The organism is Maribacter cobaltidurans (assembly GCF_002269385.1).
In the GTDB taxonomy this organism is placed as follows: Bacteria; Bacteroidota; Bacteroidia; order Flavobacteriales; family Flavobacteriaceae; genus Maribacter; species Maribacter cobaltidurans.
Genome location: NZ_CP022957.1, coordinates 1,420,207 through 1,443,109, shown reverse-complemented (window position 1 = coordinate 1,443,109; position 22,903 = coordinate 1,420,207). Strand labels below are relative to the sequence as shown.

28 protein-coding genes are annotated in these 22,903 nt (G+C 40.1%); 1 reads left to right on the top strand and 27 read right to left on the bottom strand.

Translation table 11 applies throughout. The annotated features are described in order from the left end of the window. Positions 1-63 precede the first annotated feature (63 nt). The 27 genes from CJ263_RS06155 to CJ263_RS06025 all read right to left on the bottom strand — a co-directional run bounded on the left by CJ263_RS06155 (position 64) and on the right by CJ263_RS06025 (position 21,528). Positions 64-546: a hypothetical protein gene (locus tag CJ263_RS06155; RefSeq protein WP_094996457.1), complete on the bottom strand. Its 483-nt coding sequence runs from the start codon at positions 544-546 to the stop codon at positions 64-66. Beyond that, entirely contained in the window at positions 546-914 is a 369-nt protein-coding gene (locus CJ263_RS06150; protein ID WP_094996456.1) for a 3-hydroxyacyl-ACP dehydratase, read from the bottom strand. The genes CJ263_RS06155 and CJ263_RS06150 overlap by 1 nt, the downstream gene beginning before the upstream one ends. Continuing rightward, the gene (locus CJ263_RS06145) at positions 915-1,505 is read right to left on the bottom strand and encodes a porin family protein (protein WP_094996455.1); all 591 of its coding nucleotides are present in this window, start codon (positions 1,503-1,505) and stop codon (positions 915-917) included. It lies immediately after the preceding gene. Beyond that, positions 1,502-2,110 carry a hypothetical protein gene (locus CJ263_RS06140; protein ID WP_094996454.1) on the bottom strand — a complete coding sequence of 203 codons (609 nt, stop codon included), beginning with the start codon at positions 2,108-2,110 and terminating at the stop codon, positions 1,502-1,504. Before CJ263_RS06140 ends, CJ263_RS06145 begins: the two co-directional genes overlap by 4 nt. After that, a complete protein-coding gene (locus CJ263_RS06135; RefSeq protein WP_229702456.1) occupies positions 2,091-2,708 on the bottom strand; it encodes a LolA family protein in 618 nt (205 codons plus the stop codon). Before CJ263_RS06135 ends, CJ263_RS06140 begins: the two co-directional genes overlap by 20 nt. Continuing rightward, a complete protein-coding gene (locus CJ263_RS06130) occupies positions 2,701-3,477 on the bottom strand; it encodes a polysaccharide deacetylase family protein (protein WP_094996452.1) in 777 nt (258 codons plus the stop codon). Before CJ263_RS06130 ends, CJ263_RS06135 begins: the two co-directional genes overlap by 8 nt. Next, positions 3,471-4,538, bottom strand: a complete 1,068-nt coding sequence (locus CJ263_RS06125) for a beta-ketoacyl synthase N-terminal-like domain-containing protein (protein ID WP_094996451.1) — start codon at positions 4,536-4,538, stop codon at positions 3,471-3,473. The genes CJ263_RS06130 and CJ263_RS06125 overlap by 7 nt, the downstream gene beginning before the upstream one ends. Continuing rightward, positions 4,535-5,734, bottom strand: coding sequence for a beta-ketoacyl-[acyl-carrier-protein] synthase family protein (locus CJ263_RS06120; RefSeq protein WP_094996450.1), 1,200 nt, complete (start codon positions 5,732-5,734; stop codon positions 4,535-4,537). Before CJ263_RS06120 ends, CJ263_RS06125 begins: the two co-directional genes overlap by 4 nt. A gap of 63 nt (positions 5,735-5,797) precedes the next feature. Continuing rightward, positions 5,798-6,052, bottom strand: a complete 255-nt coding sequence (locus CJ263_RS06115; protein ID WP_094996449.1) for a phosphopantetheine-binding protein — start codon at positions 6,050-6,052, stop codon at positions 5,798-5,800. After that, a complete protein-coding gene (locus CJ263_RS06110) occupies positions 6,045-6,656 on the bottom strand; it encodes a 3-oxoacyl-ACP synthase (RefSeq protein ID WP_094999135.1) in 612 nt (203 codons plus the stop codon). Before CJ263_RS06110 ends, CJ263_RS06115 begins: the two co-directional genes overlap by 8 nt. A 4-nt stretch (positions 6,657-6,660) precedes the next feature. After that, entirely contained in the window at positions 6,661-7,722 is a 1,062-nt protein-coding gene (locus CJ263_RS06105) for a methyltransferase (protein WP_094996448.1), read from the bottom strand. Positions 7,723-7,781: 59 nt separating this feature from the next. Beyond that, complete coding sequence (locus CJ263_RS06100) at positions 7,782-8,924, bottom strand: beta-ketoacyl-[acyl-carrier-protein] synthase family protein (RefSeq protein ID WP_094996447.1); 1,143 nt, start codon at positions 8,922-8,924, stop codon at positions 7,782-7,784. Further along, on the bottom strand, positions 8,917-9,354 hold the full coding sequence (locus CJ263_RS06095; protein WP_094996446.1) for an acyl-CoA thioesterase: 438 nt from the start codon (positions 9,352-9,354) through the stop codon (positions 8,917-8,919). Before CJ263_RS06095 ends, CJ263_RS06100 begins: the two co-directional genes overlap by 8 nt. Continuing rightward, complete coding sequence (locus CJ263_RS06090; RefSeq protein ID WP_094996445.1) at positions 9,344-10,609, bottom strand: ABC transporter permease; 1,266 nt, start codon at positions 10,607-10,609, stop codon at positions 9,344-9,346. Before CJ263_RS06090 ends, CJ263_RS06095 begins: the two co-directional genes overlap by 11 nt. Then, the gene (locus CJ263_RS06085) at positions 10,602-11,345 is read right to left on the bottom strand and encodes an ABC transporter ATP-binding protein (RefSeq protein ID WP_094996444.1); all 744 of its coding nucleotides are present in this window, start codon (positions 11,343-11,345) and stop codon (positions 10,602-10,604) included. Before CJ263_RS06085 ends, CJ263_RS06090 begins: the two co-directional genes overlap by 8 nt. Before the next feature lie 16 nt (positions 11,346-11,361). Beyond that, positions 11,362-12,369, bottom strand: a complete 1,008-nt coding sequence (locus tag CJ263_RS06080) for a BtrH N-terminal domain-containing protein (RefSeq protein ID WP_094996443.1) — start codon at positions 12,367-12,369, stop codon at positions 11,362-11,364. Next, on the bottom strand, positions 12,353-12,763 hold the full coding sequence (locus tag CJ263_RS06075) for a hypothetical protein (RefSeq protein ID WP_094996442.1): 411 nt from the start codon (positions 12,761-12,763) through the stop codon (positions 12,353-12,355). Before CJ263_RS06075 ends, CJ263_RS06080 begins: the two co-directional genes overlap by 17 nt. A 2-nt stretch (positions 12,764-12,765) precedes the next feature. Then, complete coding sequence (locus CJ263_RS06070) at positions 12,766-13,221, bottom strand: ABC transporter permease (RefSeq protein ID WP_094996441.1); 456 nt, start codon at positions 13,219-13,221, stop codon at positions 12,766-12,768. Positions 13,222-13,226: 5 nt separating this feature from the next. After that, entirely contained in the window at positions 13,227-13,661 is a 435-nt protein-coding gene (locus tag CJ263_RS06065) for a hypothetical protein (protein ID WP_094996440.1), read from the bottom strand. After that, on the bottom strand, positions 13,662-14,795 hold the full coding sequence (locus CJ263_RS06060) for a beta-ketoacyl-ACP synthase III (RefSeq protein WP_094996439.1): 1,134 nt from the start codon (positions 14,793-14,795) through the stop codon (positions 13,662-13,664). Beyond that, on the bottom strand, positions 14,792-15,721 hold the full coding sequence (locus CJ263_RS06055) for a flavodoxin family protein (protein ID WP_094996438.1): 930 nt from the start codon (positions 15,719-15,721) through the stop codon (positions 14,792-14,794). The genes CJ263_RS06060 and CJ263_RS06055 overlap by 4 nt, the downstream gene beginning before the upstream one ends. After that, positions 15,718-16,605: an LpxL/LpxP family acyltransferase gene (locus CJ263_RS06050; RefSeq protein ID WP_094996437.1), complete on the bottom strand. Its 888-nt coding sequence runs from the start codon at positions 16,603-16,605 to the stop codon at positions 15,718-15,720. Before CJ263_RS06050 ends, CJ263_RS06055 begins: the two co-directional genes overlap by 4 nt. Before the next feature lie 24 nt (positions 16,606-16,629). After that, positions 16,630-16,872: an acyl carrier protein gene (locus tag CJ263_RS06045; RefSeq protein WP_094999134.1), complete on the bottom strand. Its 243-nt coding sequence runs from the start codon at positions 16,870-16,872 to the stop codon at positions 16,630-16,632. Next, positions 16,872-18,101, bottom strand: a complete 1,230-nt coding sequence (locus tag CJ263_RS06040) for a beta-ketoacyl-[acyl-carrier-protein] synthase family protein (RefSeq protein WP_094996436.1) — start codon at positions 18,099-18,101, stop codon at positions 16,872-16,874. The genes CJ263_RS06045 and CJ263_RS06040 overlap by 1 nt, the downstream gene beginning before the upstream one ends. A gap of 13 nt (positions 18,102-18,114) precedes the next feature. Further along, positions 18,115-18,846 carry a 3-oxoacyl-ACP reductase FabG gene (fabG, locus tag CJ263_RS06035; protein ID WP_094999133.1) on the bottom strand — a complete coding sequence of 244 codons (732 nt, stop codon included), beginning with the start codon at positions 18,844-18,846 and terminating at the stop codon, positions 18,115-18,117. Between the two features lie 28 nt (positions 18,847-18,874). Then, positions 18,875-19,996: a WG repeat-containing protein gene (locus CJ263_RS06030; RefSeq protein ID WP_094996435.1), complete on the bottom strand. Its 1,122-nt coding sequence runs from the start codon at positions 19,994-19,996 to the stop codon at positions 18,875-18,877. Next, positions 19,993-21,528, bottom strand: coding sequence for an HAL/PAL/TAL family ammonia-lyase (locus tag CJ263_RS06025; protein WP_094996434.1), 1,536 nt, complete (start codon positions 21,526-21,528; stop codon positions 19,993-19,995). Before CJ263_RS06025 ends, CJ263_RS06030 begins: the two co-directional genes overlap by 4 nt. A gap of 123 nt (positions 21,529-21,651) precedes the next feature. On the opposite strand from CJ263_RS06025, the gene CJ263_RS06020 reads away from it, so the two are divergent. Next, entirely contained in the window at positions 21,652-22,896 is a 1,245-nt protein-coding gene (locus CJ263_RS06020) for an NAD(P)/FAD-dependent oxidoreductase (protein WP_094996433.1), read from the top strand. The last annotated feature ends 7 nt before the right edge of the window (positions 22,897-22,903 follow it).

The window sequence follows — 22,903 nt, the reverse complement described above, 5'->3', positions numbered from 1 at the left end:
CACTTGTTGCTGAATTGGTAGATTTTCTTTAGAATTTGAGTAAAGATACACAATAGTAATGCGTTAAAAAGTCGCCTTTTCCTCCTCGGTAAAGGCTTTCGAACTTTTGCAATAGGATTGTATCATTTCCTTTACTTTACCTTCCTTAAGTAGCGAATAATTTTTGAGAATTATGGCTTTATCGGATTCTATTTGGTCGTGGTAATTTACGATTCTGGGAGCGTTTTCCTGAACGGTAAGCCTAATGAAATGTAATTCGACATTTTCAGGGTCAGCAGCTATGGCATCCTCCATCATTTCCGCCCCCTCTTTAAAAAAGGCCTTTTTGTTCTTGATGCCTTTGGCATATTTGGCCTTTAGTGTAGCTATAGCCCCCTTATAACCATAGAGAACAAGATTGTCCTTTATCCCAACGGAAGAAAGTTGTGAATACAACGAATCTACAATGAATGCATCATCCTTCGCCTTTGGGTATAATTGTCTTACTTCCTGTAGGTTTATGGAAAATAAAAAAAAGTAAATAAGCCCTAACAACAAAGATTTCATTACCCGATTATTTTAAAGGTGGCATTCAACTTTAATGCCAAGGTCTCTTCAAAACGTACTGTGTTCTTGATTTTAACATCCCCTTCATCTTGTGCAAGTTGAATTTCAAATTGCACTACGTCATTTTTTTCCGGATTGATGACCGACATAAACTTTACATTGGAGGCCACGGACAACATGAGTTTCTTCTCTAGGGACTTTTCCGTTAATTCTTTAATAATCTGTATCACACAAACACCTGGTAAAACTGGGTGACCTGGAAAATGCCCTTCAAAGATTCTGTGTTCTTTGTTGAGTTTGATGGTGGCCCTTATATTAGGTTCCATGTATTCAAATTCCCGAATCTCGTATAATCCTTCTAATAACATCTATTTTAATTTAAATTTATAGGAGGCTCCCAATTGAAAAACACCGTTCAAGTTACTCCCATCTTCTTCGTAAAAGTCATCCGAACCAAAAAAATCGACACTAACGGTTCCTTGTTTATAGCGGGCCTCCAAGGTTAGGCCAAAATCAAATTCATAACCTATACCACCAAACACCACCATATCAAATGGTGATATCTCGCCATCACCGTCCCCATTAAAGAGATTTACAAAATTGTTTTTTAAGTTGACGTCCAGACCAAGGCCAAGATTAAAATGGAATCCTTTATTAGGTCCTACGTACAATTTATTGGCGGCCATAATCGATAAGTAGTCGATTTGCACATCTCCATAATCCGGACTTATAGAGGTTCCCCCTTGGGAGGAATAAAGGATTTCCGGTTGAATACTATATCTGGCCGATAAAGGAATATCAATAAATCCTCCAATGTACAATCCAGATTTTGGCTCTAGTCGTGTTTTGCTGATACGGCTTTCATTATAGCCCAACTTTATGCCCGGAGCTACCTGCGCACTTAAAAAGGATACATTTGCACCAACAAGAAACAATAATATGGTCGTTAACTTATTCATCTAATGGCCTGTAAAGATATGGTAAGTTTAATATTATAATGGGTGATTTGAATATGTCTTGCCACACTATCTTTAATTTCGGAGAATTCAAAAGTTACTTTTTTCTTTTGATTACCTACTCTAATGATTTCGGATAGTGTATCATTTTCAAATTTGTAGAAATGTAATTTAGAACCTATTTTGGCCTTGGTGAGCACTTTATTATCTTTTGCAAAGATTTCTAAAGGGGTAATTTCTTCCCGTATCAAGGTTCTAAAATCTTGCTCCAATACATTTAAAAGTATCCTACTGTCCATTTCCTTTAGGATGCGGTTTACCTTAAAATCTTGGTCACTGAGGTTAAAGTCAAAAATGGTATTTCCAAATTCCGTTGTAAAGGCTATTCTGTGAGCCGTATTGTCCAACTTTTTTATCACTAGAATTCCTCCAAACCGGTTATCAAAAACGGTTATATTGGCTTTGTACACGTAGTCTTTTTGGGAATCTGAAAAATACGGATTGATTGATTCGTGGATATCATTTTCCAAAGGTTTATAGCCCAATTTTTTGGGATAAGGGGTACAGCCCAAAAAAAGAAGGATAAGGCTACTGGCTAAAAACCTCATCGGGAATCTTTTTGTTTTCTACCCTATTTGAAAATACGATTTTGGTGTAATCACCACTAGGCTCGATCATTTTAACTTCGTCCACGGTCCCTTCGTTGGAAAACGTAATGTGAAATGCTTTTATGAACTCCGAAAATTGCGGGTCCTTGGGCAAAAAGTGTACTACTCTAGCACTATCTTCCTTCAGGTAAGAAATATCAAACTCATTGGCATTGAACATGTCCCCGTTGATACTGGCACTGATCAAGTGGTTCAATTGCTTAAACAATTCGTTGGAACCTAGGTCCAATTTGCTTTTATTCCCATTGTCGTTAATGAGCAATTTTTCATCCTTGAAAACAACCTTATATGAAAAAGGGGTTAGATATTTCCAGCTGATGTTCTCCGGGGCCTTGAACGCCATTTTTCCACTAGACTCAATATCATTGGATAAAAAATCCAGATGTTTATACTGTGTAAAATCACTGGTAATGGTCCTGGTTTCCTTGGACTTTTGCCTTACTTGTTCCTGAAGTATTCTGGCCTCCTCCTTGGTCATTTGGGTCTGTGGAAAAGCGATGCAGCTGAATAACAACGCTATTATCAGAAATCTATACATAGGCCTTTATTTGAAGTAAATCGTCCACAGTGACAGATTTAAGCTTACTTTCCTCCAAAAATACCAATAATCGTTCCAAAACGAGTATGGATTTTTCACTGGTATCGTGAAGGAGGATAATGTCCCCTTTGTGCGCTTTGGAGGTTATCCTTCGCAAAACCTGCTTTTCATTCCTGAACGTGGTGTCCAAAGACCTTACGTTCCAACCTATTGAGATTAGGCCCAATTTATTAACCGCTTCGGCTATACTGGGATTGGTTACTCCAAAGGCAGGGCGATATAACCTCATTTTTAAACCGACCAATTTTTCAACAAGATTGATGGACTTGGAAAGTTCATGGGCAACCTTGGAGGTACCGTAAAAACCGAAGGTATTGTCATGTGAAAAAGTGTGGTTTCCCACTGTATGTCCTTCCCTTATTATTTGCTTGAAAAGCTCGGGATGTTTCTCAATGTGTTTTCCGATGCAAAAAAAAGTGGCCTTCGCATCGTACTTTTTGAGTAATTCCAGCGCCATAGGGGTATACTGTGGGTTTGGGCCATCATCAAAAGTAATGGCAACTTCGTTTTTGGTAGTACTCTTATTTGAATGTAGGGAAACTAAGTGATAGTTCCATCGCACAAAAAAAGAGCCGAATAAGGTCAATAAGAACCATATAAAACCAACAAGTAAAAAAATATACCAAGGAAAAGACAGAAAAAAAGACAGGCCTACAAGTACTATTAAACCTATGATGAAAATACTATTTACAGTTTTTCTTTTCAGCATTTTTCCAGCAACACTAGACTGTGGTTTTTACCCCTATATTGATTGTAGATCAAGAGTCTTTTGGGGTTATTGATGGGTAGATCGTTCCAACGAAGGGTTTCTGGAACTTTGCCCGTTTTGAAAATTTTGTTCGCCAACCAAAAAGCGAATCCCGAGGCCGTGTCATACTCTCCCGAAAGATGTTTATACACCAATTGTGGGATTTCATGAAACAGGGAAGTACCAAGCTCATGATAAATGGTGTCATGTTCCACATCGCCATTATTTCCCAAAATAACACCGTCCAAATCCTTAATGGATGCCCCGTTCTTTTCCACGAAATGCCTAATGGTTTCTGAAACCTCGTCATTTGAAAGGGTATTGTAAATTCCCATATCCAACAATTTGGAGTAGGTGGATTGCTGTTTCTTGTTAGACAACACGAAAAAGTGGGAGCCTTCCCCAAATACGATTCCTTTGGTACCTGAATTAAGTACATCTCTCATGGAAACCGGTTCCTTTTTTATATGTTCAATAAATTGATGGGTAATTACGTGGTGGTCCACCACTTCATCTACCGCACCGACCAATATTTTTTCGGCTTCGTTATTTGCCAACTGGAGTTTGGCATCCCATAGGCTGGATTCGAACGAAATATTGGAATGCACATAGGTAAAGTTGTATCCCTTGCATCCCATGTCCAAAGCTATGGAGCCCGCAACCGTGTTGTGGGACGATTGGATAAATTTTGTGGGAGTCAGATATTGCTCATCATTGTCCAATAAGTCCCGTACAAATTTCTCCGAGTCGCCCAGGCAACCAAGGCCAGTACCTACGATAATGGCGTCTACATTTTCAAGACCCGCTTCCTTCATGGCATTCTGCGAACTTACAGCACTCATTTTAATACCTTTTGCCATTCTTCGGGCAGCCGCTGGCGGTATGTATTCCTTATAGTTGGGGTCCACGGCCTTAACGGAAATACCTTCGTAATCAACAATTTCGTTCAGAAATTCTGAATTGTTGAAGGTTTTTTGAACCGAAACCGATCCGATGCTATTGATGTAGACTTCCTTTTTCATCCTTCCTTGGTAAATATAAGGGTGGAACAATTCCCTCCAAAACCAAAGGAATTTGAAAGTACGGTACTTATCTCCTTGTTTTTTAACCGTGTTTCAGGGACCAAGTTAAACTCGCTCATGGGAGTTTTAAAGTTGAGGTTGGGATAGATAACATTATTTTGAATGGACAAAACGGAATAAATAGCTTCAACGCCCGCAGCTACGGCCAAGGTATGACCCGTAAAAGGTTTGGTGGAACTAAATTCAGGTATTTTGTCCTTAAAAACCCGTAGAATTGCCCTTCCTTCCGAAAGGTCATTGTTGGGAGTGGCCGTTCCATGTGCATTAATGTAATCGACTTGGCTTGGTGGTATCCCTGCCACTTTTAACGCTTTTTCCATGGCCAGTACCGCACCGTCCCCATGTTCAGATGAAGCGGTTTGGTGAAAGGCATCGTTGGCATTGCCATAACCCTTCACATAGGCCAAAACCTTTTTGTTTTGCTTGGAAACGATTTCATCCGATTCCAAAATCAAAAAGGCTGCCGCTTCACCTAGATTAAGTCCCTTTCTGTTTTCGTCGAATGGAGTATTGTACGTATCCGATAAAATCATCAAGGTCTTAAAGCCGTTGATGGTAAATTTTGAAAGGCTATCGGAACCCCCTACGATAACGCGATCGAGTTCACCACTTTTTATCATTCTAGCGCCAAGCATAATGGCATTGGCCGCAGAGGAACAGGCTGTGCTAATGGTAGTGACAAAGCTCTTGGATAGGCCAATGGCTTCCGCGATTTTTTGGGTGGAGTCTCCGGCATGTAGTCCGTTGATATGATTCCAGTGGGCCTCACTTTCATAATAGTCGTAAAAGTATTGCTCCGCTTTGTCCATACCTCCAACCGTTGTTCCAGAAATAAGCCCTGTTCTATAGGCTAAGATGTCCTTTATACCTGCTTGGTCCAGCGCCTCTTTAACGGCAATAATGCCCAAAAGTGGTGTTCGGGAAAGCGTATCTGGGCCCAAACCTAAAACTGTTTCAAGGTCGCGGTTCGTCATTGGAACTTCGGCTACCATGGTCTCATTCTCGTGCACCGTCCTAATATGTCTGATTTTGGAAATACCCGTTTTACCGGATATCAGGGAAGCATAGTTTTCAGCCACATTGTTTCCAATGGCTGAAATCATGCCCATTCCTGTAATCGCAACTCCTTGGTTCATTGAAAATGTTTAGACAAAACAGCAGATTACACGCTTAGTAAGGATGTGTAATTAGATGTCCGTTTAAGCTTTGTTGGCGCTGATGTATGCGGCCATAGTGTCTATGGATTCAAAAATCTTTCGTCCTTCCTTTGGGTCTGCCAATTTTATACCATAATCCTTATCCAGCATTACGATGAGCTCCAAAGCATCAATAGAGTCAAGACCTAAACCATCGCCAAATAGCGGGTCGTTGTCCGCAATTTCATTGGCGGTAACATCCTCTAGGTTCAACTGCTCTATAATTTTTTCCTTTAATTCTTGTTTCAAATCACTCATGGGTCGTCTTGTATAATCTGTTTATTTCAGCATCGGAATGCACAAAAGTACCTTTCTTTGCCACAACATACAAAAATGCATTATATTTTCCATTATCCACATCTACCCAGCCACATAATACTTTTTTTGCCTTGTTTTCATCCAGTAATTGGGAGGTGTAGGAGCTAAGGATTTCAGGCGAAAATTCATCATTGACAAAGAAGCAGTTTTCTGAATGTATCTTATGTTTGATACTTATTTCGCCCATACAGATATTGGCTAGGGTATAAACAAATACGGCCGGACTTGGATAGTATTGTGTGGCGTCCTTTATCGAGTCTTGATACCCCCGGTCTGTATCCAAACTGGATGCCCTGTTCGAGAATACCATGGCCATATTCTTTTCATTTTCATCCTTTAGAAGAACTTCCGCGGCCAAAAATCCCAATTTACTCAGATTGTCCATTTTAAAGAACTTGGGGTAGTCAATGATTAAATTTTTATAGGCCGCTTTCATGACCGACTTAAAATTGGTCTCCAAAGTCTGAAAAATGATGTTTCCGTTTACGGACACCTTTCCATCCCTAATCTGGCTGTAACGTTCTATATAATAATCGTTCTTCAAAAAATCAGCTTTTTTTACAAACAAACAAGGTATGGAATTCCCCCAAACTTATATCGTCCCTTACTTCTAAACCTGCTTGCTCAACAAGTTCCATAAGATCTGTGGCCTTGTACATTTTACTATTTCCATTGGCCATTGCGGTAAAATAGAGTGAAGTTGCCTCTAATGTAAATTTTGCATTATCGAACTTTTGTCTATCGGTATAGGTTTCGATGAGTATTAACTCGGTATCAGAATCCATGGCATTGGCGGCAGTCCTGAGAATTTTGAGGATTTCCTCCTTGGAGAAGCAATCCAAAAACTGGCTCATCCAAATGGTATCCGCTCCTGCAGGAATTTTTGGGTTTTCGGAAAGCCAGTCTATTTCCGTTCCTTCAACCCTGTTTCCAAAACCTTGGTCGGCCGTGTTCTTTAAAGCAACTTTTAACTGTCCGGGCAAATCAAAAATGTGTACGTTCACTTCCTCATTATAGGCACAGCATTGTACTGCAAATTTACCGGTGTTCCCACCTATATCGAATAGCAATTTGGGTTGGTGTCTAAAAACTACCTTTAAGGCTTCCTCAAAAATACCATCGGAATAAAAATGATCAAAATCAAACCATGACTTTTGGATTTCCGGTTTTAATTGGGACAGACCCTCATAAATCGTTTTCCAATTTCCCAATTCTTTTAGTCCGGCAGGTTTGCCCTCGCGAATGGCCTCCTCCAAATGATAAAGCCCTTGGTAACAGACATCCTGGGTGAAATTCATGTTCACCTTTGTCATGGGGTTATAGTTTAAAAAGTAACCGATCTTTGTAAGCTCATATCTTCCACGTTCGTCCATGGAAACAATCTCTGAACTTTCGGCCATCTCCAAGAGTACACCAAGTCCATATTCACTGATGGAGAGCTCTTTGGATATTTCCTGCAAGGTAACTCCACCTTTGGCCACATTTTTAAAAATGAAATCGAAAACCCCCAGGTTTTTCAAGGAAACGGTCGTTTGGAATACAAATGGGGCAAAAGCTATCTTTTGTGCTTCCTGCAGGGCATCGATGGCCTTTATGTACTTTTTTGGCATTTGCTCAATTCAAGAATTAAAAATGGCGAATTTAATACCCCACATATTAATAACAAAGTTTAGACCTTTTTAAAGATTACCGCAGTATTGGAACCTCCAAATCCCGATGCTGTTTTCAAGAATGTCCCTATTTCCTTTTTCTTAGTTTCCTTAATAATGTTCAAGGGTCTGGACACCCCTAATTCTTGAAACCCTAGGGATGCAAAAAGCGTATTTCGATGCAGGGAATGCATGCCGATTATACTTTCCAATAAGCCTGAGGATCCCAAAGTATGGCCAAAATAGCTTTTTAGGCTGTTCAGGGGTGTCTTGGATAGCCCGGCCCTATCGAAGGCTATGGATTCCATTTCGTCATTGAACATCGTGGCGGTGCCATGACCTGAAATATAATCTATGTCTTTTTTTTCTATACCCGATTGTTGTACAGCATTTTCAATGCACCTAAAAAGTCCTTCCCCTGTACGTGACGGACCAGAAATATGATTTGCGTCATTACAAGAGGCCTCTCCCATAATTTGAACCGATTCTTGGGCCAATTCATTGGGGTTTTTGGTGACCAAAACACTAGTAGCCACTTCGCCGATGTTAATTCCGGTCCTGGAATTACAATAGGGCCTACAAGGCTCCAAACTTAGTGCTTGAAAAGCATTGAACCCGGAAAGGATGAATTGGGTTACCATATCTCCGGCTACGATGAATATACGGTCGTATTTACCTTGTCGTATCATTCTTTTGGCCACGGCAACGGCCAAAATTCCGGATACACAGGCATTGGAAACGATAATGGCCTTATCCTTAAAACCAAAAAAATTCTGTATTTGGTCACCCAATTCGGAAAGATAGGCCCGGGATTCGGGAAAATTGTTGTCATCCTCCAAAACATCAATGTTTCCTTTGGTAGTGGAAATGATCAGGCCGGTACGATCGTCCAAGGGTAAATTGGATTTTAAAATGGTATCCGATAGGGAAACAAGCATCATTTTTTCCAAACGGGTATGCTCTGATTTGGGGTCGAGGTCTTTATATCTTTTTTGAAGTTCGTTTTGATCAATTCTGGAAGAGCAAAAGGGGACATGCAGCACCTTTTTATCCTCATAAACGGACAATCCACAGTTTCCGTTTTCGATATTATCGATTACAGAAATACTATCAAATCCCAGTGAAGAAACAATGTTGTTATGTGACAAGTAAACATTATCCATCCAATAACCCTACTTTTTTCTTCCACTCCTTAAAAAAATCAGGAATGACCAAGGATAACTCTCCCTGGAGTTCCACAAATACCTGCACCGTTTCCCCAGTACAGACCACCTTTCCCTCCGGATTTAATATTTCGTATTTGAAAATCATTTTGGCGGCGGCAGAATCCACATAGGTTGTCTTAATCTCCGCAACATCACCATATCGTAAGGGTAATTTGTGTTCACAGGTGGATTTAACTATAGGTGATGAGAAGTTATGTTTTTTTTGGTCTAAATAGGATATACCATGATGTCTACCAAAGGCCTCCCGGCCATCCTCAAAATATTGTATATAGTTCCCGTGCCAAACAATACCCAATGGGTCGGTTTCCGTGAAACGGACGCGTACCTTACTTGTGAAACTGATTTCCTTGGAATTCTTAGACGGCATTCTTTTTTTCGTTGTAGATAATTGCAATTGCTGTTGTGACTATAAAAAATAACAATAAAGCCGAAATTTCAGGAATGATTTCCCCAATTCCAACATTTCTCAAAAATACGTCATAAAAGGCATTTAATCCCCAATTCATTGGAGAGAGCCTGGAAAGGGTCTGCATAAAATTGGGCATGGCAAAAACAGGTACCCAAACCCCACCAATAGCCGCAAGTATGACCACAAAGGTGGCTCCAAATGGTGCCGATTGCTCCTGTGACTTAGCAATGGTTCCCAATAAAAGTCCTAGACCAATGGCCGCCAAACCCGCAAAAAAGGCTACGGTCAACAATAATGGAATTCGTCCGGTTACCTCCAATTTAGGAAGTCCCATCAATGGAAAAATATAAATGCCCAATAACAACATTAAGATGAACTGAATAAGGGATACCCATAGAAAAATAATGGTTTTGCCTCCCAATACCGTCGCATAGGGGATAGGCTGTGTTCGTAATCTAATAAAGGTTCCCTGGTTTTTTTCGTTTACCATATTTATGGAAAGTGGTAAAATAATAAAGAAGATAGCGAATAGAGTCCACGCCGGAATATTGTGCTGGGTGGAGTTGGGGATACCTTCTTTTTTATTCGTATTTGGAACGATTTCCGTGAAGGAAATAAAGCTTTCCGTATCAAAAATAGATGCGTTTTCGTCCTCGCCCAATTCCTCTTGAAACGCCCGGTAAATGGATTGACTCTCAATTTGGGAAATCATCTTGTCGATATTGTTCCTTACAGAACTTTTAAAAGACTGTTGGGTGGCGGGATCAAAGTACAGCCTGATTTCTTTTTTTTCTATGATAATGGGAGAGCTTTCATGATCTGATTCCACACCAAATTCTGCTAATATGCCGGATACATTTTGATCGATTTTCAGGTTTAAATCCTTTGTGAGGTCTTTGGGTAGTATTATGGCCAGTTGAAAATCTCCTTTTTGTACTAAATCTTGGGCATTGGCCTCGCTTTCTTCCTTTACGATATCAAATAAACTGGATTCCTTTAGGTTGATGATAACTTGGTTGGAGACTGCTCCTTGGTCCAAATCAACCAAAAGAATAGGTATTTTGTTTTCCTGTATCGTCTTAAAAGTATTATCCTGAATGAGAGTTATGGTAATGACCAGCAGCAATGGCATCAGAAATAATACGGCCAGCCCTCCCAAATCCCTGGTTAGCAACCAAAATTCTTTTTTTGCGGATACCAAAAGTTTATGCATAGTCCCGTAATGCTTTTCCAGTGAGGGCAAGGAACACTTCCTCCAAATGTTGGGCGCCTTGTTCATTTTGGATCAACTCCTTTGGCGTGCCCAAACATATCAGTTTGCCATGATCAATGATTCCCACGCGAGAACAAAAATTTTCAGCTTCGTTTAGGTGGTGCGAGGTATATATGATTGTGGTTCCATTAGAATTTAGCTCCTTCAAAAAATCAATGATTACCGTCTTGGATTGCACGTCTACCCCAACAGTGGGTTCATCCAAAAAAAGCACTTTAGGCCGGTGTAACATACCTGCAATAAGATTTACCCGTCGCTTCATTCCCCCAGAGAAGGCCTTTATCTTTTTATGGGCAAATTGTCCAAGCCCTAAAATATCTAGATATTCTTCAATTAAGGCATTAAAGGATGGCCCCTTTAGCCCGAACATACTCCCAAAATAATAAAGGTTTTCATATGCCGTTAGGCTGGGATACAGCGCATATTCTTGAGGCACAATTCCAATAAGTTGTTTAAGTTGATTTTTGTGGGATTTAAAATCCAATCCGTCAATGGTAAAAGTGCCGGATGTAGGCTTTATCAATCCACAGAGTATGGAGATAAGTGTCGTTTTACCAGCCCCATTTGGCCCCAGTAATCCAAATATTTCTCCTGAATTAATCTTTAAATCCAGGTCTAACAAGGAAAAATGTTCAGCATCCTTATATTTTTTCGAAAGTTGTTCGATTTGAATCATAGGACAATTGGTGCTCTTATACCGCTTTTTTCAGGGATTTAAAAAACTGTTCTTCCCTATTGGCCAATGCTTCTAGCTGTAGGGCCACTTCATCATAACCACTACTCGCTGCATTTCTATTCTTGTAGATTCGGGAGGCATCTACGGCAAAATCGCGCCATGCATCTCCGATAGAGGTCATATCCTTTGAAAGTTCCATTAATTTAGGATTGTCCAAAATTGCACTGGCCTCTTGTAAAAATGCAGCATAAATGTATCTGAAACCACCGCCACCGGTGCCTATCTCCTCCTGCATACGAACAATCTGACCTAAATAATGGTTTGCTTTTTTTGGACCTAATTTCTTGGGCCATTTCCTAATATTTTTTGCTACCCATCTCATGGCCTTAACGCCTACTATAGGGACAGGGGCGGTCATATCTCGGGCGGTTTGCTTAATACCTTTCAAGATGGCAGATTTGAGCTCCAATTCATCCGGAAAGGAAATAGGGTAGTACATGTGTCCCTTCGGGGCAAAAGCACCCTTGGCAAAACGCACTTTTTCCAATTCCTTCTCAGTTAGGCTGGTAACTTCCTCCATGACCGGATCGCTAATGAGATACCGGTCATCCTGTTTGCCATAGACCACCATATTGTGCGCATTGAAATGGAAACGGTACTCATCCGGAAAATATACGAGATTATAAACACCTACCTGTAAACCGACAGGATTGTTATTGGCCAAATTTTGATCTAATCGTTCTTTGGCTTTTTGAGGATTTTTAAATTTTTCCCTTTTCATTTTAATACCGGTCCGTTTTGCGAATTTATTAAAGATGAATCCCGGCATAGAGCGGTAGGTGAATACAGGGGCGTAATTTACCTTTAAGAAGGGGAGATAACTGAACAGCAACCCGGAACCGATACCAAAGACCATGGGTTCGCTGATATTAAAGCCGTTGTGCTTCATTAAGTTTGAAACGACTCCGTTTTCGCAATGCGCAGACTGATTATGGGTAAAGTCTATTTTAAGATTCTCCGGCATCAATATTTTTTAATTGTTCAACGCTAATGTCAAAAACATCTGCATATTTTTTTAGGGTCTTTTGGTTGAGTCTTTTAAAAACGGAAGGTTTGAAATTCCTTTTCACCCGCCATTGCCACATACCCACATAACTGGCCAAAACGGGCAGGTCCATTTTGTGTACTTCCATGTAGTATTTTATGGGACTTGTTTCATTATTTAATACCCTGGTTTTTGCATTGGCGATGCGCTCTTCTATTTCTTTAATAGCATTATCCAGGGCAATTTTTTTTGGATTCCAGCCTGTACTTAAAGAAGTGGTATACTTACCATCGTTATCAACTGCGTATACCATCTCCCTAAAATTGGCAGAGGCAAGATTACTCTCGTCCTGAGGCACTTCTTCTTTCTTCATAATTATACTTCTTGAATCAAGCAGTTTAAAGTACAATCTACGATTAAATCATCATTTCTAAAAGTATTGGAACTCATGGTGCAGATGCTAACACCATTAAGGTCATATCTGGAAAGTAGCTTGGCCTTTGTGACCAATGTCTCATTAACTTTTGGTAGCGCGAAGATTTCCACCTTTTTTATCGCACTTATATACCCTATTAAATTGTTGCTATTCCCTTCTAAATCCTCATCGTCGTAAAAACTTTGGCCTACGATTGCCGAGCAGGTTTGGGCTGCGTTTTCGATGAGACCACCTTCGGTAAAAAAATCATTCTCTAGAAAAATGCACTGTGGAGTGATAATGAATTCCGTAATAACCGAAGTGTTATCTATATAGGGCATATTACTGACCAATAACATAGGTGGTCTGTGGGGCAAGAATTTTTTTATATCTATTTTTTGCCCGTTTCCTTCCATGTTTTTTAGGCTAAGGCCGTTTTAATTTCGCTAATTGCAATCAATTTTTCCTCACATTCTACTTTAGCCTCTACCAAGGTAACACCCATGATGTCGTGCAAAATAGTAACCGTGGTAAGCAGCTCCGAGCCCAGTTTGGGAAGGTCAAAGATTTCTACTTTTTTTATAGCGCCAATATAACCAACTGGAGCAGGTTCGTTTTTTAAGTAATAGGTGTAGCCCTTGTGCATGGCCACCGTTTGGGCCATATTTTCTATAAGTCCAGGCTCCAAAAAAATATTTTCAAAACAAAAAAGGTTATTTTCCTGTATCGTAAGGCCAGAGACAATTTTATCTTCAGAGAACTGATATAGCTTGTCCACCATAACAAAAGGTTCTTTCTGTGGAATCAGATTGATTACAAAATCCAAATTGGTTATAGGTGGCTGTACCAATTTCATTTAACAAACGGTTAGGTAAGCGTACATATATGAAAAACGTGCGCTTTCCGGTACATGTAATAGAATCTTATCTCCTTTTTTCAGTTTGCCCGAAGCTACTAATTCTTCTAGCATCACATATATTGAGGCGGCACCAATATTACCGATATGTTCAAGGTTTAAAAACCATTTTTCCCAAGGCATGGGTACACCCTGTTTTTCCATTTCGTTATAGAGACCTTCCTTAAAATAGTAGGAAGAAATATGTGGTAGGTAATAGTCCACATCTTCCGGGCCAATTCCATGCTTTGCGTAGGCCTGCTTAAGGCTGTCCACCCCTTTTACCAAAATGTTGGCACCTAATAATCTGGTATCCTGTTTCATGGCGAACAAGGCCTTTTTTCCCCATTCATCCGCAGGGAACTCGCTCCAAGGTTTTAAGTTACCATCCTCTTTTTTTTCCGCCCCGGCATACATACAGGCGTCCATTTCAAAGGCATAGGAATAACCATCCATCCACTCTATCTTTAATGGGTTTGGACCGTTTGGTTCGCCTTCCAAAAGAACGGCTCCTGCACCATCGGAAAGCATCCATCGCAAAAATTCTTTATTAAAAGCCAATATTGGATTGTCTTCCAAGTCTTTCAAGTGTTCTACCTCATTTTCGAACACATCACTTTTCATCCATGAAGAAGTACGCTCCGAGCCTGCGCAAACGGCATTCTGTACCTGCTCTGTCATCACCGAAAGAAAACCATATTTCAGTGCGTTCATTCCCGAACAACACGCCCCGGAAGGGGAGTTGATTTCCATGTTTCCGTTTTTCAAGTATCCATGTACCATGGCGGCATGGGAGGGTAGAATTTGGTCAGGACTGGAAGTGCCACAAGATAAAAGTTGAATATCCTTGGTCTTAAAGTTTTCATCGCAGAGTTTTTCTACAACTTCCTTCGTTAATTGCGCATTATTATGTGTGGTATTGCCATGCTCATCAATGGCATAGTATCTTTGTTTTATCTGATTGTTTCTTAAAACTACACGCCTAGCCTTGGAAGCTTTCCCATTAATAACTCCCAGTTTTTCCTCCATTTCCTCATTGGAAATTGGTTTGTTAGGTAAAAATTTGGCGATTTTAGTTATAAATACGTCCTTCATTCATTCTCTTTTAACGCAACCGAAGAATAATAGATTTTATCTTTTCTTCTTCGGTTGTAGCTAGGCAAATAAGTCAGCAAAAATACGATAAAAACTATAGGAGCTATGACCCAAATGGCAAATAACAAATAAATCTTGAAGAAACCAATCCATTTTAAGCGTTTAGGATTTCCGGGTGCTCCTTTCTTAATAATATGGTTTGCCCATTTGGAGAAAAGTACGTTTCCCCGCTTATCCGTCATAATTAAAAACGGATTAACCTTAACTCCGCCCAAAGCTAGAATTTGGTTCTGAAGTGTCCCAAATTCATTGTCCATAAGAGCCTTTTTTATAGGAGTCCCAAACCTTTCCGCATTTTGTATATCCTTTTCTGAAACACCTGGTTTAGGGAAAATACCGAGATAACGGTCCTTTCTCCCGGAGAACATCCAATGTGAAATGGTGATTACACTGATATGATTTATGTTTCTATCGACCAAGGCTATGTGACCTACCAAATTTGCCTCAACATCTTTTAACAGCTTTTTCATTTTCTCTTGCGCCATGATCCACATATTTCTACAAGCGACCACGGTGACAACAGGTGTCTCTTTCAAAAGGGCTTTCGAAGTTTCTGACTTAAGAAAGGTGTTAATAGGTATGGATGGAGTTAAGAACCAAACCTGATACCCTAATATTACCAAATCATATTTTTTGTCTAAAATATGCTTGGCGGGCAGTTCGTAATCACTTGGTATCTGAAGGAAGGACTCTGGAAAGGAGTCATAAAATTTTTCTTTTTCCCAAGGAAACTCATATTTTGGTTTGGGAATAATTTCAAAATAGGTGATATTCACATCATTTCCCTCAATTTTCGTTGCCATATTTTCCAATATGGATAATAATTGACCGGTCTGCGAATAGTATATAATTAAAACTTCTTTCATTTCTTAAGACCGTCTTTCCAAAAATCGAAATAATTAAACCATTGAAGCGGGTATTTTTTTAATATCCATTCCATACTTTGTGTGAATTCCTTCAGCAGAGCCTGCGGGTCCCTAGCTTTGGCTATGGCCTTTTTAGCATAGAGGTGGTATTCTTTTTTAGGGCCTTTCATCACATAGACAAAGAGTACAGGAACCTTTAACCTCGTGGCCAAAAGATATGGTCCTAGTGGAAAATCGGCCTCGGCCCCCAAAAAATCCTGTTTTAGGGTTTTGGACCCTGGCAGGTAACGGTCCCCCGTAAAGACCACCAACCCTCCTTGGTCTAACGCAGCGTGAATTTCAAAAATATGCGACATATCTTCCTGTACGACTATAAACTCCATAGATGACTTTGCTACTATCCCATCCATGTATTCTTTTATGTTCTCATGTTCCGCATGTGTAGTAACCATAAAAATTTTTGATATCGAATATCTATTTTCCAAAAAATAATGGGAAACCTCAAAATTTCCAATATGGCCACTTATAAGAATTCCTCCTTTATTTTGTTGTAACAGATGGTCTATATGTTCAATACCATCATGGGTATAGTTGTACTTGTCCCTGAAACTGGTAGAAATTGCTACCCTATCCGTTAGTACCCTTCCCAACATATAGTAACTCTTATATATAGAGGCAATACTTTTTGAAGTTGAGTACTTAAGTCTTCTTTTGAAATAATAGTAAATGCCCCTTGAACTCTTAAAAGAAAACAAAAAGTAATAAAACACCACGAACCGCAGTATAAAATATGCAGTTCCCAATCCAAAAGTGTTGAGGAAAAAAATGTATAGCTTATAGCCTAGGACGGTGCCTTTAGATTTTCCTTCCCACTCAGTCGCCATTCATCTAAATTCTAAGGATTGTTTTTAACCCAGTTTTCTGTCAATAAGATTATAGAAGTCCTGTAATGTAGTAACACCAACGAAGTCCTCACCTACCAATTTAACTCCAAAATTGCTCTCTACGGCAACCACTAAATCTACAAAATCCAAACTGTCCAAACCTATGGTGTCCTTTAGATTTGCACTGGGTTCCAATTCTTCCTCCTCTACTTCAAAGTCTTCGATCAAGAAATCGTTGATCTTCTCGATTATGGTTTGTTTGGTCATCATTTTTGGTCAAGATTTTTTACAATAAGAGCGGAGTTGGTCCCGCCAAACCCAAATGAATTGGACAAAAATACATCAATTTTTTTATCTAACGTTTTGTTCGTAAGGTTTAGTTTAGCAGAGTCTTCGTCGGGGTTTTCCAGATTAATGTTTGGTGCAATAAAGCCATGTTGCATCATGAGCATGGAATAGATAACTTCACTTGCACCGGCCATCCAACATTCATGTCCGGTCATGGATTTGGTAGAACTGATAACAGGTGAACTTTTTCCGAATACTTCAAAAAGTGCCTTGGCCTCATTTGCATCCCCAACGGGAGTTGAAGTTGCATGGGCATTTATATAATCAATGGACTTTGCATCCATGTTCGCGTCAACTAATGCTTTTTTCATGGCCCTTGCGGGTCCATCGACATTGGGAGTGGAAATGTGATCCCCATTAGAGGAAAAACCATAACCAATGACCTCACCTAGAATATGAGCACCTCTTTTAACGGCGTTGTCATAACTTTCTAATATAACAGTGGCACCGCCTCCACTGGGAATGAGACCGTTTCGGTCTTTATCAAAAGGTCTAGAGGCTAGGGTAGGTTCTTCGGGACGCATTCCAAATACGCCCAAACCATCAAAACTTGCCATGGAAATGTGATTCGTCTCCTGTGCACCCCCGGCAATTATGCAGTCCTGTAATCCACTTTTTATTAAATGGTAGGCCAATCCAATCGAGTGCGATCCACTGGCACAGGCGGCACTTAAGGTTAGATTGATGCCTCTAAGTTTGAAAATGGTGGAAAGGTTCATGGTCACCGTTGAGTTCATCGCCTTAAAAATAGCTCCCGATCCTACCAGGGTTGTATCCTTTTTTTCCTTGATGACATCTATGGATTCAACCACGGACAATGCGGTGCTATCGTTGCCGTATATGATACCTACCTCATTACTTTCAAAAAAATCCTCGGATATCCTGGCGTTTTGCATGGCTTCCATAGTAGCCATAAAGGCATACCTGCTCTCCTCGCCCATACTTATCCTTTGCCTTCGGGAAAGCATTTTTTTTAAGTCGGGGTCCTCAACAATACCCGTTAATGGGGACCTAAATCCAAATTCGGTCCTAACTGGGTCTATGCCAATACCCGATTTGCCTAAATACAGTGAGTTTTTAACTTCTTCTAGATTCTTGCCTATACAAGAATAAATGCCCATACCCGTAATTACGACTCGCTTCATCAACCTCTTCTTTTGCTCAAGAATAAATACCTCCGTTAATATTTATTACTTCGCCGGTAATATAAGATGTTTTGTCCGAAGCCAAAAATGAAACTACGTGGGCTACTTCTTCAGGTTTGCCGAATCTATTGACGGGAATCATTTTTTTAAGTTCCGTTTCATCCAATTCTTCGGTCATATCGGTCTCAATAAATCCGGGAGCTACCGCATTTACAGTGACTTTTCTTTTAGCGACTTCTTGCGCTAAGGCTTTTGTGGCACCGATTACCGCACTTTTGGCGGCGGAGTAATTGGTTTGACCCGGAGTTCCTTTGAGTCCAGATACAGATACAATATTTATGATCCTGCCGTACCTATTTGTGAGTAATTTTTGAATGAGAGCATTGGTAACGTTAAAAAAACCATTTAAACTGGTATTGATAACGGAGGACCAATCTTCCTTTGGCATCCACATAAAAAGGCCATCTTTTTTTATTCCGGCATTGTTGACCAATACTTCAATCACTGCATTCTTATTTTTTGTATGCCAATTATCCAAGGTCTCCTGTACTACATCAAAATCCGTAACATTGAACTGTAGTATTTCTCCGGAACCACCCACTTCCTTTACCATTGATAGGGTTTCCTCTGCAGCTTCTTTATTGCTGTTATAATTTATCAAAAGCTTATAATCCAAATCTTTGGCAAGCTGCACACAAACTGCCCTACCAATACCTCTAGATCCGCCAGTGACCAATGCGTATTTTATTTTTTCTTTTCCCATTAAAGAAATTATGTTAGTTTTTTACAAAAGGCTCTGCGTTTTGATACCATTTGTTCCCTAAAAGCTCGCCTTTGGCATTAAAGAAGCCCCAGCCTTCCTTTGATTTTAAGCGGGCATAATCCCCTATAAAACCTTTGTCATTATTTCCAGCTAAAAAAGCCAGCCCCGCGGTAATATCGTATTCCATGGGAATAATAAGGTTTCCGCTGGTGTCAATAAAACCCCAATCTTTATCTTTTACAGGCGCCAGACCATTTTCGGAGAACACTTCTGCGTCCCTGTATTGAAAATCGATAACTATTTTTCCTTCCTTGTTTATGAAACCCCACTCCTTGTTTTCTGCTACAGGTGCCAGTCCATTGGAAAATGCCCTTGCTTTTTTATAGATAGGTTGAATAACCCATTCCCCTTTGGAATTTACAAAACCTGTCATTTTATCCTTTCTGGCATAGGTTAGACCAGAGTTTCCATGAAAGTTCCAGACCTTATCGGCTCCATCGATAACGTTGAAGGAACCGTTATGTATTATACCAAAACTGTCACCTTTTTTACCATAAACCCCAGATTCGTTCCAAGTATTTCCAATTTCCTCATATTCAACTGGAATTACGACCTTGCCCTTGTCGTTGACCATACCCCATAATTCTCCTTTTCGTACTTTGGCATATCCCTCCCTAAAGGATTTTATCTCGTCATAAGTTGGTTCCATAACTATTTTGCCATCCGTTCCAATCAGTCCTATTTTATCGCCTTGTCGTATTAAGGCGACACCTTCCTCAAAATCGAAAAACTTCTCCGTTGACGGCACCTCCAGTTCTTTTCCGGTAGGGTCTATATACCTCCATCTATCATCTTTTAAAACCAGGGCATAACCAGAATTGAAGTATTTTACCTTGTCATAGGTGGGTTCAATGGCCCAATTCCCTTTGGTGTCGATATATCCCCACATTTTATCCTTTTCAACGGCTGCATACCCCTCTGAGAAGTTTTTTGCGCCTTCGAATTGTGGTTGAATCGCATATTCGCCAGATGTGTTGATGTAGCCAAAAAGGTCGTTCTCACGAACCAAGGCCAACTCTTGTCCAAAAGAAAGAACAAAGAAAAATAATGATAATAGTGTTAAAATTCGTTTCATGATTTTTTGTTTTGATGGTTAATAATATAGTTCTTAACTTGATTTACAAAGGGATACATTACAATATCCTCCTTGAATGGGGGAACTATTTTACGAATAGCATCGTACATTGTCTTGGTTTTGGAGGAAACTTTATCGGCCATTCCTAAGTATTCGATGGCTTGGACAACCGTTATCATTTCAATGGCAACTACCTCAAAAGCGTTCTCGATCACTTTTTTAGTAATGAGGGCCGCATTGGTGCCCATACTTACAATATCCTGATTATCGTTGTTGTTCGGGATACTGTGGACATACATGGGATTGGACAACATTTGATTTTCCGCTGTGGTCGAAGTTGCAGTAAATTGAACTCCCTGCATTCCAAAATTTAATCCTAATGTACCTAAATTAACAAAAGGAGGCAAGATATTGTTCAATTTGGAGTTCAATAAATAGTTTAATTGTCGCTCCGCCAACATACTCATTTTAGTGACCACGATTTTCAATTTATCCATTTCCAGGGAAACATAGTCGCCATGAAAATTCCCACCATGATATACGTGCTTTTTCTCCACATTTACGATAGGATTATCATTTGCGGAATTCACCTCTTCTATTAGGATTCTTTCTACTTCGTTCAAGGTGTCCAAAACTGGTCCAAGAATTTGGGGAACACAACGGATAGAGTAGTACTCCTGTACCTTTTCCTCAAAAACCGATACTTCATTATTATCGCTATACAAATGGTGCTCCCGCTTACGGGTCAAGGTACTATCCTTTAAATGGCTTCGCATGGCCCTGGCTATTTCCTTTTGCCCCCTATGCCTCTTGGTGTCGTTGAGCTCGCTGGAAAGATGGTCATCATAGGCTTGCATAATTTCATTAATGGCCGAGGAGCATGAAATGGCCCATTCCAGCAATCTTCGGGTATAAATGGTATTGACTATTCCGATTCCGGTCATTACCGAAGTTCCGTTCATTAGGCCCAAACCTTCCCTTAACTCAACCTTTATAGGCTCAATTCCTTCTTGTTTAAAAACTTCTTCAGTGGGTCTTCTTACTCCTTTATAAAACACCTCACCTTCACCTATCAGTACCAAAGCCAAATGCGCCAATTGAACCAAATCGCCACTGGCTCCTACGCCTCCGTGTTCATAAATTAAGGGAATTATATCCTTATTTAGTAGTTCTGCCATAACGGTAATTACGGAAACATGAACTCCGGAATTCCCTAAACTCAAAGTATTTAAACGGGCCAGCATAGCCGCTTTGACATATTTGGGTTCAATGGGGTTTGCCGTACCCGAAGCGTGACTTCGAATAAGGTTATATTGCAAATCCAAGGTTTCTGAATCCTTGATCTTATATTGGGCCATAGGGCCAAAACCTGTATTTACACCGTAGATAACCTTGTTTTTAGAGAATTCCTTTAAGAAATTATGGCTTTTCTCCACGGTATCCAATAATTCTTTGGAAAGTGTGATCGACTTTTGATCAAAAATTACATCGTAAAAATCTGTTATTCCTAGACTTCCTTTAATTTCTGGCATGTATGGTTGATTCTATAAGGTTTAAATAATACCTTAGTCTTTATAAATGAGCATCCTTCCTAAGTGGCAAATTTAAAATAATTAGTGAATTAGGTTCATGATTGTTCAGGAAATCATCTTACAATGGAAAATGAAAAGATAGATGTATTGGTTATAGGTGCCGGACCTTCCGGATCCGTGGCTGCTTCCTACCTTTTTAACGAAGGCTTTTCAGTGAAGGTAGTCGAGAAAAACAAATTCCCAAGGTTTGTTATCGGGGAGAGCCTGATTCCTAGATGTATGGATCACTTTGAGGCCGTTGGCCTTTTGGATTGCCTTAAGCAAAAGGGTTTTGAAGTAAAGACCGGTGCCCGATTTTTACAGGGGCTCAAAGTCTGTGAGTTTGATTTTAGTAAAAAACATACCAAGGGATGGGACTGGACATGGCAGGTTCCCAGAGCGGAATTCGATAAGACCTTAACGGATGAACTATTGAAACGTGGCGTAGATATTGAATTTGAAAGAGAGGTCACTGCCGTTGAGTTCAAGGGGAATGTATCGATTACAACGGTTTTGGATAAAGAGGGCAATACTTCCACAATCGAGGCTAAATTCATTATTGATTCTAGTGGTTTTGGAAGAGTTCTGCCCCGACTGCTAGATTTGGAAAAACCATCTGAAATACCCAAACATTCCTCCATTTTTACCCATGTAAAGGATGTTAGAAGGCCGGAAGGATGGGAAGGACATCGAATTACTTTTGATATTGTAAGCCGAGAAACTTGGCTATGGGTAATTCCATTTTCCAATGGGTATACCAGTATAGGGTATGTAGGACCTACGGAGTATTTGGAGTCCTTTAAGGGGACTACTGAAGAGAGACTTCGGCAAATGGTGAAATTAAGTTCGCATTATCAGGATAGGTTTAAGGACCTGCCCTATGAGTTTGAACCTAAAATGATCAAAAATTTCGCCAAATCCGTAAAACAGCTCTACGGAAAGGGTTACGTGCTTACGGGTAATAGTGCAGAATTCTTAGATCCTGTTTTTTCCTCGGGAGTTACATTTGCAACTGAGTCGGCACACTTATCGGCAAAGCTTATCGCCAAGGAACTTAGAGGGGATGCAGTAGATTGGGAAAATGAATATTCCCAATACATGCTGGAAGGCGTCCATGTATTTTCTACCTATGTAAAGGAGTGGTATACGGGGAATCTTCAGAAAATATTTTTTACCGATTCTGAAAACCCAGTGATCAAGGAACAAATATGTTCCGTTTTGGCTGGCTATGTCTGGGACAAGACCAACCCATTTGTAAAAAATCACCATCGGTTGGTTAGAACGGTGGCCCACATTACCGATATGGAAAAAGAAAAAGCCGGTCATTGAACCGCTT

What these genes read in the sequence shown, in the direction of transcription:
- CJ263_RS06155 (WP_094996457.1), bottom strand. Translation starts at nt 546, where the DNA reads ATGAAATCTTTGTTGTTAGGGCTTATTTACTTTTTTTTATTTTCCATA.
- CJ263_RS06150 (WP_094996456.1), bottom strand. Translation starts at nt 914, where the DNA reads ATGTTATTAGAAGGATTATACGAGATTCGGGAATTTGAATACATGGAA.
- CJ263_RS06145 (WP_094996455.1), bottom strand. Translation starts at nt 1,505, where the DNA reads ATGAATAAGTTAACGACCATATTATTGTTTCTTGTTGGTGCAAATGTA.
- CJ263_RS06140 (WP_094996454.1), bottom strand. Translation starts at nt 2,110, where the DNA reads ATGAGGTTTTTAGCCAGTAGCCTTATCCTTCTTTTTTTGGGCTGTACC.
- CJ263_RS06135 (WP_229702456.1), bottom strand. Translation starts at nt 2,708, where the DNA reads ATGTATAGATTTCTGATAATAGCGTTGTTATTCAGCTGCATCGCTTTT.
- CJ263_RS06130 (WP_094996452.1), bottom strand. Translation starts at nt 3,477, where the DNA reads ATGCTGAAAAGAAAAACTGTAAATAGTATTTTCATCATAGGTTTAATA.
- CJ263_RS06125 (WP_094996451.1), bottom strand. Translation starts at nt 4,538, where the DNA reads ATGAAAAAGGAAGTCTACATCAATAGCATCGGATCGGTTTCGGTTCAA.
- CJ263_RS06120 (WP_094996450.1), bottom strand. Translation starts at nt 5,734, where the DNA reads ATGAACCAAGGAGTTGCGATTACAGGAATGGGCATGATTTCAGCCATT.
- CJ263_RS06115 (WP_094996449.1), bottom strand. Translation starts at nt 6,052, where the DNA reads ATGAGTGATTTGAAACAAGAATTAAAGGAAAAAATTATAGAGCAGTTG.
- CJ263_RS06105 (WP_094996448.1), bottom strand. Translation starts at nt 7,722, where the DNA reads ATGCCAAAAAAGTACATAAAGGCCATCGATGCCCTGCAGGAAGCACAA.
- CJ263_RS06100 (WP_094996447.1), bottom strand. Translation starts at nt 8,924, where the DNA reads ATGGATAATGTTTACTTGTCACATAACAACATTGTTTCTTCACTGGGA.
- CJ263_RS06095 (WP_094996446.1), bottom strand. Translation starts at nt 9,354, where the DNA reads ATGCCGTCTAAGAATTCCAAGGAAATCAGTTTCACAAGTAAGGTACGC.
- CJ263_RS06090 (WP_094996445.1), bottom strand. Translation starts at nt 10,609, where the DNA reads ATGCATAAACTTTTGGTATCCGCAAAAAAAGAATTTTGGTTGCTAACC.
- CJ263_RS06085 (WP_094996444.1), bottom strand. Translation starts at nt 11,345, where the DNA reads ATGATTCAAATCGAACAACTTTCGAAAAAATATAAGGATGCTGAACAT.
- CJ263_RS06080 (WP_094996443.1), bottom strand. Translation starts at nt 12,369, where the DNA reads ATGCCGGAGAATCTTAAAATAGACTTTACCCATAATCAGTCTGCGCAT.
- CJ263_RS06075 (WP_094996442.1), bottom strand. Translation starts at nt 12,763, where the DNA reads ATGAAGAAAGAAGAAGTGCCTCAGGACGAGAGTAATCTTGCCTCTGCC.
- CJ263_RS06070 (WP_094996441.1), bottom strand. Translation starts at nt 13,221, where the DNA reads ATGGAAGGAAACGGGCAAAAAATAGATATAAAAAAATTCTTGCCCCAC.
- CJ263_RS06065 (WP_094996440.1), bottom strand. Translation starts at nt 13,661, where the DNA reads ATGAAATTGGTACAGCCACCTATAACCAATTTGGATTTTGTAATCAAT.
- CJ263_RS06060 (WP_094996439.1), bottom strand. Translation starts at nt 14,795, where the DNA reads ATGAAGGACGTATTTATAACTAAAATCGCCAAATTTTTACCTAACAAA.
- CJ263_RS06055 (WP_094996438.1), bottom strand. Translation starts at nt 15,721, where the DNA reads ATGAAAGAAGTTTTAATTATATACTATTCGCAGACCGGTCAATTATTA.
- CJ263_RS06050 (WP_094996437.1), bottom strand. Translation starts at nt 16,605, where the DNA reads ATGGCGACTGAGTGGGAAGGAAAATCTAAAGGCACCGTCCTAGGCTAT.
- CJ263_RS06045 (WP_094999134.1), bottom strand. Translation starts at nt 16,872, where the DNA reads ATGACCAAACAAACCATAATCGAGAAGATCAACGATTTCTTGATCGAA.
- CJ263_RS06030 (WP_094996435.1), bottom strand. Translation starts at nt 19,996, where the DNA reads ATGAAACGAATTTTAACACTATTATCATTATTTTTCTTTGTTCTTTCT.
- CJ263_RS06025 (WP_094996434.1), bottom strand. Translation starts at nt 21,528, where the DNA reads ATGCCAGAAATTAAAGGAAGTCTAGGAATAACAGATTTTTACGATGTA.
- CJ263_RS06020 (WP_094996433.1), top strand. Translation starts at nt 21,652, where the DNA reads ATGGAAAATGAAAAGATAGATGTATTGGTTATAGGTGCCGGACCTTCC.